The organism is Achromobacter sp. 10T422 (assembly GCF_056394065.1).
In genome coordinates, this window is sequence record NZ_JBFTHD010000008.1 from 24,802 (window position 1) to 38,158 (window position 13,357).

Annotated in this window: 13 protein-coding genes and 1 tRNA gene; 5 read left to right on the top strand and 9 right to left on the bottom strand. The window is 62.1% G+C overall.

All coding sequences use genetic code 11. The features are described from left to right. Positions 1-229: 229 nt before the first annotated feature. From dnaJ to hrcA, 7 genes are all read right to left on the bottom strand, one after another. On the bottom strand, positions 230-1,363 hold the full coding sequence (gene dnaJ / locus AC1DB0_RS21685) for a molecular chaperone DnaJ (RefSeq protein ID WP_054424424.1): 1,134 nt from the start codon (positions 1,361-1,363) through the stop codon (positions 230-232). Positions 1,364-1,472: 109 nt separating this feature from the next. After that, positions 1,473-3,398 carry a molecular chaperone DnaK gene (gene dnaK, locus AC1DB0_RS21690; protein ID WP_054424426.1) on the bottom strand — a complete coding sequence of 642 codons (1,926 nt, stop codon included), beginning with the start codon at positions 3,396-3,398 and terminating at the stop codon, positions 1,473-1,475. Positions 3,399-3,479: 81 nt separating this feature from the next. Continuing rightward, positions 3,480-3,884: a thioredoxin family protein gene (locus AC1DB0_RS21695; RefSeq protein WP_054424428.1), complete on the bottom strand. Its 405-nt coding sequence runs from the start codon at positions 3,882-3,884 to the stop codon at positions 3,480-3,482. A gap of 17 nt (positions 3,885-3,901) precedes the next feature. Continuing rightward, complete coding sequence (gene grpE / locus AC1DB0_RS21700; protein WP_054424431.1) at positions 3,902-4,459, bottom strand: nucleotide exchange factor GrpE; 558 nt, start codon at positions 4,457-4,459, stop codon at positions 3,902-3,904. Between the two features lie 125 nt (positions 4,460-4,584). After that, complete coding sequence (locus tag AC1DB0_RS21705; protein ID WP_054424433.1) at positions 4,585-4,821, bottom strand: hypothetical protein; 237 nt, start codon at positions 4,819-4,821, stop codon at positions 4,585-4,587. Continuing rightward, positions 4,811-5,935 carry a ferrochelatase gene (gene hemH, locus AC1DB0_RS21710; protein WP_476757769.1) on the bottom strand — a complete coding sequence of 375 codons (1,125 nt, stop codon included), beginning with the start codon at positions 5,933-5,935 and terminating at the stop codon, positions 4,811-4,813. The genes AC1DB0_RS21705 and hemH overlap by 11 nt, the downstream gene beginning before the upstream one ends. Before the next feature lie 45 nt (positions 5,936-5,980). Then, a complete protein-coding gene (gene hrcA, locus AC1DB0_RS21715) occupies positions 5,981-6,985 on the bottom strand; it encodes a heat-inducible transcriptional repressor HrcA (protein ID WP_006223542.1) in 1,005 nt (334 codons plus the stop codon). Between the two features lie 141 nt (positions 6,986-7,126). Between hrcA and AC1DB0_RS21720 the strand changes: the two genes are divergently transcribed. Both AC1DB0_RS21720 and recN read left to right on the top strand, forming a co-directional pair. Next, positions 7,127-8,026 (top strand): NAD kinase, encoded by a 900-nt coding sequence (locus AC1DB0_RS21720; protein WP_054424436.1) that lies wholly within the window; start codon positions 7,127-7,129, stop codon positions 8,024-8,026. A gap of 13 nt (positions 8,027-8,039) precedes the next feature. After that, positions 8,040-9,704 carry a DNA repair protein RecN gene (gene recN, locus AC1DB0_RS21725; protein ID WP_054424437.1) on the top strand — a complete coding sequence of 555 codons (1,665 nt, stop codon included), beginning with the start codon at positions 8,040-8,042 and terminating at the stop codon, positions 9,702-9,704. Between the two features lie 168 nt (positions 9,705-9,872). Here recN and fur read toward each other — a convergent pair whose 3' ends face one another. After that, the gene (gene fur, locus AC1DB0_RS21730; RefSeq protein WP_054424439.1) at positions 9,873-10,292 is read right to left on the bottom strand and encodes a ferric iron uptake transcriptional regulator; all 420 of its coding nucleotides are present in this window, start codon (positions 10,290-10,292) and stop codon (positions 9,873-9,875) included. 156 nt (positions 10,293-10,448) lie between these two features. Between fur and AC1DB0_RS21735 the strand changes: the two genes are divergently transcribed. Together AC1DB0_RS21735 and dapB are read left to right on the top strand one after the other, a co-directional pair. Continuing rightward, positions 10,449-10,985, top strand: a complete 537-nt coding sequence (locus AC1DB0_RS21735; protein WP_054424441.1) for an outer membrane protein assembly factor BamE — start codon at positions 10,449-10,451, stop codon at positions 10,983-10,985. 17 nt (positions 10,986-11,002) lie between these two features. Beyond that, positions 11,003-11,794, top strand: coding sequence for a 4-hydroxy-tetrahydrodipicolinate reductase (gene dapB / locus AC1DB0_RS21740; RefSeq protein WP_054424443.1), 792 nt, complete (start codon positions 11,003-11,005; stop codon positions 11,792-11,794). A 129-nt stretch (positions 11,795-11,923) separates the two neighbouring features. Here the strand turns inward: dapB and murB are convergent, their stop codons facing one another. After that, entirely contained in the window at positions 11,924-12,970 is a 1,047-nt protein-coding gene (murB, locus tag AC1DB0_RS21745; RefSeq protein WP_346552156.1) for a UDP-N-acetylmuramate dehydrogenase, read from the bottom strand. 245 nt (positions 12,971-13,215) lie between these two features. Between murB and AC1DB0_RS21750 the strand changes: the two genes are divergently transcribed. Continuing rightward, a tRNA-Gly gene (locus AC1DB0_RS21750) sits at positions 13,216-13,291 on the top strand. Positions 13,292-13,357 lie beyond the last annotated feature (66 nt).

A 13,357-nucleotide genomic window follows, 5' to 3' on the forward strand; every position in this document is an offset into this window, starting at 1 on the left:
ACGTAGCACTAGCAGTACGTAGCACTAGCAGTACGAAGTAGTAGCAGTACGAAGCACTAGCAGTACGTAGCACTAGCAGTACGAAGCAGTAGCAGTACCAAGGCCGCGGCGTAAAGCTGCGGCCTTTTTATTACGTAAGATGGGCAAAGCGCCCAATGAAAGCCCAACGAATCCCCAAAAGAAAAAGCCGCGATCTCGTCGCGGCTTTTCCACAGGCCCTTCAGCCCTTTCAGCTGAAGAATTCCTTCACTCGGTCCGTCCAGGACTTGCTTTGCGGCGAGTGGCGATCGCCACCGTCGTTCAGCGAGGCCTCGAACTGGCGCAGGATGCTCTTCTGGTCTTCGCTCAAGCGCACGGGCGTTTCCACGACGACGTGGCAATACAGGTCGCCCGGATAGCTGCCGCGCACGCCGCGAATACCCTTGCCGCGCAGCCGGAAAGTCTTGCCCGACTGGGTGCCTTCGGGAATCGAGATCTCGGCCTTGCCGCCCAGCGTGGGCACCTGAAGCTCGCCGCCCAATGCCGCCGTGGTGAACGGGATGGTCAGCTCGCAGTGCAGATCGTCGCCATCGCGCTGGAAGATCTTGTGCTGCTTGATGTGGATTTCCACATACAAGTCGCCCGGGGGGCCGCCGTTGATGCCCGGCTCGCCATTGCCGCTGGAGCGGATGCGCATGCCGTCATCGATACCGGCCGGAATCTTGACCTGCAGGGTCTTGTTGCGGCGGATACGGCCCACGCCGTCGCAAGACGGGCACGGGTCGGTGATTTCCTTGCCATTGCCGTGGCAGGTCGGGCAGGTTTGCTGCACGCTGAAGAAGCCTTGCTGCATCCGCACGGCGCCCGAGCCACCGCAGGTGCGGCAGGTCTTGGGCGACGTGCCAGCCTTGGCGCCAGAGCCGTGGCAGGTATCGCAGTTTTCCCAGCTGGGGACGCGGATTTCGGTATCGAAACCGGCCGCGGCCTGTTCCAAGGTGATTTCCAGCGCGTACTTCAGGTCGGCGCCGCGGTACACCTGCGGGCCGCCGCCGCGACGGCCACCGCCGCCGCCACCGCCAAAGATCTCGCCGAAAATGTCGCCAAAGGCGTCGGCAAAACCGCCGCCCATGCCCGCCCCGCCCATGCCGGCGGAGTTGGGGTCGACGCCCGCATGGCCATAGCGGTCATACGCGGCGCGCTTCTGTTCATCACCCAGGACCTCGTAGGCTTCCTTGGCTTCCTTGAACTTCTCTTCGGCTTCTTTGCTGTCCGGATTGCGATCCGGGTGGTACTTCATGGCCAGCTTTCGATAGGCCTTCTTGAGTTCGTCGTCCGCGGCGTTTTTTGCTACGCCCAAGACTTCGTAATAGTCGCGTTTTGCCATGATCCGTGGGCTCAAAAACGAGCCATCTTTTCAGTGCTACAGAATGAGTACGCCCGGTAGGCGGATTTCTCCGGCTACCGGGCGGCAGAGGCTGGTCAGCGCCCGGCCATTATTGGTCGCGCTTGACTTCCTTGAAGTCGGCGTCGACGACGTTGTCGTCTACCGGCTTCGCGTTATCGGCCGCTTGTTGCTGGCCGGCGGCTTGTTGAGCCTGCATGTCGGCGTACATCTTTTCGCCCAGCTTCTGCGATGCGGTCGACAAGGTTTCCACCTTGGCGTCGATCGCGGCCTTGTCGCCTTCCTTCAGCGTGTCTTCCAGGTCCTTGATGGCGGCTTCGATGCTTTCCTTTTCGGAAGCTTCGAGCTTGTCGCCGTACTCGGTCAACGACTTGCGGGTGGCGTGCACCAGCGCGTCGGCCTGGTTGCGCGACTGAGCCAGCTCGGCAACACGGTGATCTTCCTCGGCGTTGGCCTCGGCATCCTTGACCATGCGCTGGATCTCGTCTTCCGACAGACCCGAGTTGGCCTTGATGGTGATCTTGTTTTCCTTGCCGGTGCCCTTGTCTTTCGCGGACACGTGCAGGATGCCGTTAGCGTCGATGTCGAACGTGACTTCGATCTGCGGCATGCCGCGCGGCGACGGCGGAATCCCTTCAAGGTTGAACTCGCCCAGGGCCTTGTTGCCCGCGGCAATTTCGCGCTCGCCCTGGAACACCTTGATCGTCACGGCCGGCTGATTGTCGTCAGCGGTCGAGAAGGTCTGCGAGAACCGGGTCGGGATCGTCGTGTTCTTCTGGATCATCTTCGTCATCACGCCGCCCAGGGTTTCGATACCCAGCGACAGAGGCGTCACGTCCAGCAGCAGCACGTCCTTGCGGTCGCCCGACAGCACGGAACCTTGAATGGCGGCGCCAGCGGCAACAGCTTCATCCGGGTTCACGTCCTTGCGCGGATCTTGGCCGAAGAATTCCTTCACCTTTTCCTGAACCTTGGGCATGCGGGTCATGCCGCCGACCAGGATCACGTCGTCGATGTCGGAAACCTTCACGCCAGCGTCCTTGATGGCGACGCGGCAGGGTTCGATCGTGCGTTCGATCAGCTCTTCAACCAGCGCTTCCAGCTTGGCGCGCGTGATCTTCAGGTTCAAGTGCTTCGGACCCGAGGCATCCGCCGTGATGTACGGCAGGTTGATTTCGGTCTGCTGAGCCGACGAGAGTTCGATCTTCGCCTTTTCAGCCGCTTCCTTCAGGCGTTGCAGCGCCAGCACGTCTTTCGACAGATCAACGCCTTGTTCCTTCTTGAACTCGGCAATGATGTAGTCAATGATGCGTTGGTCGAAGTCTTCGCCGCCCAGGAAGGTGTCGCCGTTGGTCGACAGCACTTCGAACTGCTTTTCACCGTCAACGTCAGCGATTTCGATGATGGACACGTCGAACGTGCCGCCACCCAAGTCATAGACGGCGATCTTGCGGTCGCCCTTTTCGGTCTTGTCCAGGCCGAACGCCAGCGCGGCTGCGGTGGGTTCGTTGATGATGCGCTTGACTTCCAGACCGGCGATGCGGCCGGCGTCTTTGGTGGCTTGGCGCTGGCTGTCGTTGAAGTAAGCGGGCACCGTGATGACGGCCTCGGTCACTTCTTCGCCCAGGTAGTCCTCGGCGGTCTTCTTCATCTTGCGCAGCACGTCGGCCGACACTTGGGGAGGCGCCATCTTCTTGCCGCGCACTTCCACCCAGGCGTCGCCGTTGTCGGCGCGAGCGATGGTGTAGGGCATCAGGTTGATGTCCTTTTGCACCGCCTTTTCTTCGAACTTACGGCCGATCAGGCGCTTCACCGCGTACAGGGTGTTGCGCGGGTTGGTCACAGCCTGGCGCTTGGCGGGTGCGCCAACCAGGGTCTCGCCGTCGTCCATGTAGGCAACGATCGAGGGGGTGGTGCGAGCGCCTTCCGCGTTTTCAATGATTTTGACCTGCCCGCCGTCCATGACAGCTACGCAGCTGTTGGTCGTGCCCAGGTCAATGCCAATAATCTTGCTCATGGTGGGTTACCTTGAATTGAATCTATGAAAATAGAGAGAAACTTCTTGTCCCCACATAACTGGGGCTACTCGCAGGGTTTTTCAAGACGCCTTGCTGGAATTTTCCGCATTCGGGTCTTGCAACCGATGAATTGCCGCCGTGAACTGGGGCAATCCGGGCCAACCGGTGATACGACCGAGCCGTTTGCCGGCCCGGTACAGCACAAAAGTGGGGACACCATGCAGGGAAAAGCGGCGGCCCAGGGGCTCGTCGGCATAGACATCGGCCTCGAACCACGTCAGGCCCAGCTCAAGCAAGGTGGCTTGATGCAGCAGCGCCGCCTGCTTGAAAAGATTGCAGTTATAGCAATCCTGCCCCCACAAAAACACGCAACGCAAGTCCGACCCCGGCGCCTGGACCACGGCGGCATCGAATCCCGCGGTGTCGACATGACGCATGCCGAACACCTGGAAAACCTGAGCCGGATCGAAACGGGGATCGGTCATGGTGCGCGCGAGGCGGTTCAGCCCTGACCGGCAGACACCACCACCAGCGCCGGACGCAGCGTCCGGTCAGCGATGACGTAGCCTTTTTGCAGCAGCTGCACCACGGTATTGGCGGGCTGCTCATGGGGAATCGACGAAATCGCCTGATGCAGGTGCGGGTCGAACTTGTCACCTTGCGCCGGAGCGATGTCTTTCAGCAGATTGCGCTCAAAGGCGGCGCTCAGCTGCTTCAAGGTCACTTCGACGCCTTCGCGCAGCGTCGCGACGGTCTGGTCAGGCTGGGCCAGTGCGGCCTCCAGGCTGTCCTTGACCGGAACCAGGCTTTCGGCGAACGACTCGATGCCGAACTTGCGCGCCTTGGACACTTCTTCCTGGGCGCGGCGGCGCACGTTCTCAGCTTCGGCGTGCACACGCAGAAGCTGGTCGTGCTGCTCATTGACGGTAGCCTGGGCGGCGTCCAGTTGGGCGCGCAACTCGTTCAGCTCGGCCTGTGCGGCGTCCTGGGCGGCGGGGGCCGCGCCGGCGTTCTGGCCGGCTTCGGGCGTCTGATCTACAGGCTCGTGGGGTGCCGTCATGGGGAATCCTCCAAAAAGAATGGCTTTCGCAGACATGAATGGGGGCCAATACCCCTATTTCAAGCCCGGGAAAGCGAAATATTCCCTGACGGCATCCGCCCGGGCGGCGGCGTGGCCGGAGGCGTTTACTTCTTGTGGGGCGTGGCGGGCGCGACGGGGTCGCTGGCCGGGAAGCTCTCTTTCAGAGCACGGTCCACGCGCGCATCGTCTTCGTCGGGTTCTGACCGGATCGCGATGGGATCGCTGGCAGGAAAGGTCTCGGCCAGCGCTTCATCCAGATCGTGCTCGACCTGATCCTCATCTACCGGGGTGGAAACCGTCCCCTTTTTTACAACCTTGTCGCTCTTGGGATCATGGTGCATGCGCCTTCTCCTTCAAGTCCGTGATGGGCTGGGCAGTCAGAGGCCACCCCTGCAAGTTCCGTTCCACCAACCTGGCCAAGCCGGCGATCCAGTCGGGATCGTCGTTCAGCGCCGGGATATAGCGGAACTGCTTGCCGCCCGCCTCGATAAAGGCGTCGCGGCATTCAAGGCTGATCTCTTCCAGCGTTTCCAGACAGTCTGCCACAAATCCCGGGCACACCACATCCACCTCGGTAATGCCCGAGGCAGCCAGCGCCTTAAGCGTAGGTTCGGTGTACGGCTCCAGCCAGCGCGCAGTGCCGAAGCGGCTTTGGAAGGTGACTTCGATCTGGTCACGCGGCAGCGACAGGCGTTGCGACAACAACCGCGCCGACTCCATGCAATCGCGGTAATACGGGTCGCCCAATTCGATCGAATAGCGCGGCAGGCCGTGAAAGCTCATTACCAACTTCTGCGGTTTGCCACGTTCGCGCCAAAAGGACTCGATGCTGGCCGCCAATGGGTCCAGCCAGGCCGGGTCTTCATGGAAACGCTTGGTGAAGCGCAGTTCTGGCTGATCGCGCAGCCGCCCCGCATGGCGGGTAACCGCATCCACGACGGTGGCCGTGGTGCTCGCGGCGTATTGCGGATACAGCGGCACGGTCAAGATGCGTTCGCAGCCAGCGGCGCGCAATCGTGTCATCGCATCGGGGATCGACGGATTGCCATAGCGCATCCCCAATTCCACGACGGCATTAATGCCAGACTGTTGCAAGGCCGCGCGCACGCCTTCCGCCTGGCGCTGGCTGTAGACCATCAGCGGCGAACCCTCTTTGAGCCACACTCCGGCGTAGCGCGGCGCGAGCTTCTTCGGGCGCAGCGTCAGCACCAGACCGTGCAGGATGGGTTTCCACAAATAACGGGGAATTTCGATGACGCGCGGGTCGGACAGGAATTCGCCCAGGTACTTCTTGATGTCCTTCTTGCTGGGGGTGTCCGGTGTGCCCAGGTTCACCAGCAGCACACCGATCTTGTCCAGGCCGCGCGGCGGCGGATCTTCGTTGAAGGGGTCGTCCTGCTCGGTTTCCGGCAGATAGCGTTCAGGCCATAGATACTTGAACAGGCGAAGAAACACAAAAACTCCCCTTCCTCCGCAAGGAGGATGTAGCTTTGAATGGAACTACTGGTTGTGGCTGAGGGCGTTGGACAACAAGCGCGCCGTGATATCCACGATGGGAATGACGCGCTCGTAAGCCATGCGGGTGGGGCCGATCACGCCCAGCGTGCCCACCACCTTGCCGTCCACGCCGTAAGGCGCGGTGATGACCGACACTTCTTCCATCGGCACCAGCTGCGAGTCGCCGCCGATGTAGATCTGCACGCCCTGCGCGCGGCTGGACACGTCCAGCAGTTGCAGCAGGTCGGTCTTCTTTTCGAACAGCGAAAACATTTTGCGCAGGCGGTCCATGTCGGACGCGATGTCCGTGACGTCAAGCAGCTTGCGTTCGCCGGAAATGATCATGGCGTCGCCATCTTCCGCCGCTTCCGCGCTGGCTTCCACCGCCGCCTGCATCAGGCGTGAGATGTCTTCGCGCAGTTGGGCGAGCTCGGTCGACAGCGTTTGCCGAACCGCATTGAAGGACTTGCCGGCGAAATGCATGTTGAAGAAATTGCCGGCTTCCAGCAATTCAGCTTCGACGTAATCGCGCTGCACAAAGAGAATGCGGTTCTGGACGTCGCCATCGGGCGTGACGATGATCAGCAGCACCCGCTTGTCGGACAGGCGGATGAATTCAATCTGGCGGAACACCTGGGCGCGCTTGGGCGTCAGCACCACGCCTGCGAATTGCGTCAGGTTCGACAGCAAGGCGGCGGCCGCGTTGACGGCGCGCGTGGGTTCGGCGGCCGACAGCATTTCGCCCATGTTGTGGGGTTGCAGCTGATAGGACTGCACCGCAAGCAGGGAATCGACGAACATGCGATAGCCCCGCGGCGTGGGAACCCGGCCGGCGGAGGTGTGCGGACTGTGGATCAGCCCCAGCTCTTCAAGATCCGCCATGACATTGCGGATGGTGGCTGGGGACAAATCGAAGACTTTCGATAGCGTCCGCGAGCCGACGGGCTGCCCATCGGCGATGTAGCGTTCTATCAACGCTTTCAGTAGTGCGCGTGCGCGGTCATCCATAGCAGGTATTTTAGGGAATCTTTTCCAATTAAGGCGATTTTTGTCCCGCAAGCAGATATGCGGCCCCATATAATCGGCTAAACCGCCCATTCCGGGCACGTTTTGGCTTTCGGATTCCGCCTTTTTGATACGCACGCAGCCATGCACTTTCCTACCGTCGCCCTGATCGGCAGATACCAGGACACCGGCCTGGACACACCGCTGAGAGCACTTGCGCACGCGCTGACGCAAGCGGGCAGGCACGTGCTTATCGATGCGGACACCGCGCGCAACACCGGCCTGACCGAATACCCCGTCGCTACCCTCGAAGAGATTGGCCAGAATGCCTCGCTGGCCGTCGTGATGGGCGGCGATGGCACCGTGCTAGGCGCGGGCCGGCATCTGGCCCCCTATGGCGTGCCGCTGGTCGGCATCAACCACGGCCGATTGGGCTTCATCACCGACATTCCGCTGCAAGACGCGCACGGCGCGCTGGCGCGTGTGCTGGAAGGCAGCTTCCAGATCGAAGAACGCATGCTGCTGGAAGGCAGCGTGTGGCGCGGCGATCAAAAAATGTATTCCGCGTCGGCGCTGAACGACGTCGTGCTGAACCGCGCCGGCCGCGGCGGCATGATCGAAGTGCGCGTCGAGCTGGACGGCGCCTTCATGTACACGCAGCGCGCAGACGGCCTGATCATCGCCACGCCCACCGGCTCAACCGCGTATGCGCTGTCTGCCAACGGCCCCATCCTGCATCCCGGCATGAACGCCATGGTGCTGGTGCCCGTGGCCCCGCAAACGCTGTCAAACCGCCCTATCGTGATACCTGACACGGGCGTACTGAACATGACACTGACGGCCATGGGCCGCGTGGAAGTGGGCGCCAGCGTGCATTTCGACATGCAAACCTGGTCCGACCTGCAACCCGGCGACCGCATCGTCGTGCAGCGCGCGCCGTACACCATCCGCTTCGTGCACCCTGAAGGCTACAGCTTCTTTTCCACCCTGCGCCGCAAGCTGCACTGGAACCTGATGCCCCAGGCCACCGACAACGTAGAGTAGTAAGCGCCCCCACATGCTGCGCACCCTGCATATCCGCGACTTCGTCATCGTCGAACAAACGGAAATCCATTTTGGCCCCGGCTTTACCGTCTTTTCTGGTGAAACCGGCGCGGGCAAATCCATCCTGGTGGACGCGCTGGCACTGACGCTGGGCGAACGCGGCGACGCCAGCATGCTGCGCGAAGGTGCTGCGCGCGCCGACATCACCGCCGTCTTCGACACGCCCAAATCCCTGCATGCCTGGCTGGCCGAACGCGAGATCGATGCGGACGACGAACTGTCGCTGCGCCGCGTGATCGATGCGCAAGGCCGCAGCCGCGCCTACATCAATGGCACGCCGGCCACCGTCGCACAACTGCGCGAACTGGGCGATAGCCTGGTCGACATCCACGGCCAGCACGCCCATCAAAGCCTGATGCGCCCCGATGCCCAACGCGACTTGCTCGACGCCCACGGCGGCCATGGCGATCTGCGCCAAGCCGTCGGCCAGGCATGGAAGCAGTGGCGCGCGCTGGCGCGGCAATTGGAAGCGGCCGAAAAAGATGCGGCCAGCCTGGCCACCGAACGCGACCGCCTGCAATGGCAAGTCGACGAGCTGGACCAATTGGCATTAGGCCCGGACGAATGGGAATCGCTGCAATCCGAGCACACGCGGCTGTCGCATTCGCAATCGCTGCTGGACGGCGCCTCGCAAATTCTTGAGGCACTGGACGGCGAAGGCGATTCCGCGCATCACCGCGTGACCTCCGCCAACTCCCGCATCCAGCAGTTGCTTCGGCACGACCCCGGCCTGCAAGGCGTGTATGACGAACTGGAATCGGCTCGCATCGCCATCAGCGAAGCCGTGTCTGACCTGAACAACTACGTCAGCCGCGTCGATCTCGACCCGAAGCGGCTGGCCGACGTGGAAGCGCGGCTAGGCCTGGTGTTCGAAACCGCCCGCAAATTCCGCACCGAACCCAATGGCTTGTGCGAGTTGCGCGATGCGCTGCACGCCGAACTGGCCGCGTTGCAGGCCGCAGGCGACATCGACGCGCTGCGCGCCCAAGCCGTCACGGCGCAGGCCCAATACGACACGGCCGCGGCGAAACTCACCACGGCCCGCCGCAAGGTCGCAAAAGACCTCGGCAAACAAGTCACGCTGGCCATGCAGACGCTGGCCATGCAAGGCGGCAAGTTTGAGCCCACGCTGGCCGCTTCCGCGCCGTCCGCGCATGGCAATGAACAAGTGGAATTCCTGGTGGCCGGCCATGCTGGCACCACGCCCCGCCCCCTGGCCAAGGTGGCCTCGGGCGGCGAACTATCGCGTATTTCGCTGGCGCTGTCCGTCATCGCCAGCCGCGCGGCTCGCGTGCCCACGCTGATATTCGACGAAGTCGATAGCGGTGTTGGCGGCGCGGTAGCCGAAGCGGTTGGCAAACTCTTGCGCGAACTCGGCGAACGCCATCAGGTGCTGTGCGTCACGCACTTGCCGCAAGTGGCCGCCTGCGCCAACAACCAGTTCCTGGTCAGCAAGACCGAATCACGCGGCACCACGCGCTCCAGCATCGAAGAGCTGGACGCAGCCGACCGCGTCGAAGAGATCGCCCGGATGCTGGGTGGCATCAAGCTCACCGCCACCACGCGAGAACACGCGCGCGAGATGCTTGAAGGATTCCGCCACCCCGCGGGTGAATGACGCCTTCGGTGCGTCACCGGCTAGAAAAACAGACCGCCCCCGCGCTCAGGCCCGGGGGCTTTTTTATAGATGGCGCCCATAAAAAAAGCCCCTACTAGTATGAGGGGCTTTTGATCTCACTGGCCCGCAGTGAGCGCGGCCACGGACCGTGGGGCGGACGCTAGCGGATTAGCGGCCTTTCATGCAGCTGCCGCAGATGCCGTAAAGCACCATGGCATGGCTTTCCAGCGCAAAGCCGTTGTCTTTGGCAATCTTCTGCTGGCGCTTTTCGATGTCCGGGTCTGAGAACTCGACCACCGTGCCGCAATTCGTACAAATCAGGTGATCGTGGTGATCGCCGTCGTTGAGCTCGAACACGGCCTTGCCGCTGTCGAACTGGCTGCGGGCAAGAATGCCGGCTTGTTCGAACTGCGTCAGCACGCGATAGACCGTTGCCAGGCCAATTTCGACGTTTTCGCCAATCAGGGCGCGGTAAACGTCTTCGGCGCTAAGGTGCCGCTGGTCGGATTTGCGGAAAATATCAAGAATTTTCAGGCGCGGAAACGTCGCCTTCAAACCCATGTTCTTCAGTTCGCTTTGGTCGCTCATGGTGTAATCGCTCTCCGTCCGCGTTGGCATGGGCAAGGATTGGGGTGCGCCGCGAGCCGGCTCACCTGAATTCATGCCGCCCCGCGGAACTATCCTTATGAAACCTTTATGATAACGGTTTTGTCTGCTTCCAAATAATAGGGGCGCGTAGTGTCCATGATTGCACGAATTCCCTCCCGCTCACTGAAGACCGGATTGGCCGTTGCCGCCCTGGCCGTCGCCCTTGCCGGTTGCTCGGGGGACAAGTGGGGCTTCCCCTACAAAGCCGGTGTCCAGCAGGGCAACTGGATCACCCAGGAGCAAGTCTCCCTGTTGCAGCCGGGCATGACGCGCGAGCAAGTGCGCTTCGCATTGGGCAGCCCCACGCTGACCAGCGTTCTGCACGCCAACCGCTGGGACTACCCCTACTACTACAAGCCCGGCTACGGCGAAGCCCGTGAACGCAAGTTCACCGTCTGGTTCGAGAACGACCGCCTGACCCGCTGGGAAGGCGACAAGCAACCCGACCTGCAGCCGTATCAACTGAATACGCCCAGCAGCACGGCGGACGAAAAGGCCGACACGCGCCTGGACCGGGACATGGAGCGGATCAAGGAAGACGAAGCGCTGCAAAAGCGTGACTCCGCCGCCCCCGTCAGCCCGCTGAACCAGTACCCCGGCCAGCCCGGCAACGCGCCCGAGCCGCTCCGGTAACCCCAAGGATTTTTTTCATGCGTATTGCAATTGCCGGCGCCAGCGGCCGTATGGGCCAAATGCTGATCGACGCCATCCTCAAGTCCACCGACCTGCAACTGACGGTTGCGCTGGACCGCAAGGGTTCAACCGCCCTGGGCCAGGATGCCGGCGCACCGTTGGGCAAACAGACGGGCGTCCTCATCACCGATGATCTCGACGCCCTGGCCAACGCTGATTGCCTGATCGACTTCACGCGCCCCGAAGGCACGCTGGAACACCTGCAAGCTTGCGTCAAGCACGGCACGCGCGCCGTCATCGGCACGACTGGGTTCGACGACAACGGCCGCGCCGCGATTGAAGTCGCCGCGCAAAAGATCGCCATCGTGTTCGCGCCCAACATGAGCGTGGGCGTGAACGCCACGCTGAAGTTGCTGGACATGGCCGCCCGTATCCTGAATTCCGGCTACGACGTCGAAGTGTTTGAAGCGCACCACCGCAACAAGGTTGATGCGCCCTCTGGCACGGCCTTGAAGATGGGCGAAACCATTGCGTCGGCCTGGGATGTGGCGCTGCCTGATGTCGCCACCTGGAGCCGCCACGGCGACACCGGCGTGCGCAAGCCCGGCACCATCGGCTTCTCGGTGCTGCGCGGCGGCGATATCGTGGGCGATCACACGGTGTCGTTCTGCGGCATCGGCGAACGCATCGAAATCACGCACCGCTCGGGCAGCCGCGCGACCTACGCGGAAGGCGCGCTGCGCGCCACGCGATTCCTGGAAGACAAGCACAACGGCCTGTACGACATGCAGTCGGTGCTGGGGCTCTAAGCCTGGATCTGGCTCTGGCTCTGGCTCGGACTCTGGCTCGGACTCTGGCTCTGGCTCTGGCTCTGGCTCTGGCTCGCGCCCATCAAAAAGGACCCCTGAGGGTCCTTTTTTTCGTCTGCCAGGCGCCGTTCACACCACGACGGGTTCGGGTTCCAGATTGACGCCGTAACGCGCCTGCACCGCCGCCTGGATGGCGTGGGCCAGGCCCATGATGTCGGCCGCCGTGGCGCCGCCGCGGTTTACCAGCACCAGCGCTTGCCGGTCATGCACACCGGCCGCACCCAGCGCTTGCCCCTTCCAGCCGCACTGATCGATCAGCCAGCCTGCCGCCAGCTTGTAGCGGCCGTCGGGCTGCGCATACGAGACCAGCCCCGGAAAGCGCTCCGCCAAGCCATCGCGCACATTGGCTGCAACGATGGGGTTCTTGAAGAAGCTGCCGGCATTACCGGTCACGGCGGGGTCGGGCAGTTTCGCGCGGCGAATCTCGCAGACCGCGTCGAAAATGCCACGCGCGGTGGGCGCCTCTTCGGCCAGCGCGGCATGGCGCTGCAGGTCGGGATATCCCAATACCGGCTGCCACGGGCGCGGCAGCGCGAACCGCACACTGACGATGATCCAGCGCCCGGGCGCATCGTGCTTGAAAGCGCTGTCACGGTAGGAAAAACGGCAATCGGCCGCGCTCATCTCGACCAGGCTTGCGGCCGGCACATCCCACGCCGTGAGGCTGTGAAAGCGTTCTTCGAACTCCACGCCATAGGCGCCGATGTTCTGCACTGGGGCCGCACCTACGGTACCGGGAATCAGCGCCAGATTTTCCAGGCCATCCCATCCGTTGTTCACGCAGGTTTCGACGAAGCCATGCCAGCTCTCGCCCCCAGCGGCCTCGATGATCCAGGCATCCGGCCGGGATTCCAGCAAACGCACGCCCTTGAACGCAACCTTGGCCACCAGACCCGGCACTCGCTCGGGCAGCACCACATTGCTGCCCCCGCCTAACACCAGCAACGATTCTGCTTCGCGCGCCAAAGCCGACAAGGCGGGCAATTGCGCCACATCGTCCAGCGACACGAACGCCTGGGCTTGAGAGGCCAGCCCCAGCGTATTGAGCCGGCTCAGGTCTTGCGTGATGGGAATCAGCGCGCTTGGCGCCGGGTTGATAGCAGAAGGATTTGACATGGGTGCTACGGGTTGTGCTATAGTTTCTGTCTTCGCTCATATTACTTGATTGAGTGTTTGGGTCTGAATTCACTGCCTTTTTCAACAGCCGCTCTGCAAAGAGATCTCGGCGAAAAAAGCAAAAAGACATCAGGCTCATGACAAACTCAAAAAAATCATGTAAGATGCGCGCCTTCTGATCGATAACCAAGTTGATCAGAGTGAATAAGAAAACAGGTTCTGAGCAGTGCTAAGTCGGAACCCATGCGGGAGTAGCTCAGTTGGTAGAGCGCAACCTTGCCAAGGTTGAGGTCGCGAGTTCGAGACTCGTCTCCCGCTCCAAATTCAGATTTGCAGCGTTTCTTCAGAAGTTCTGCAAATCATTAAAAAGGGCCTACGGGCCCTTTT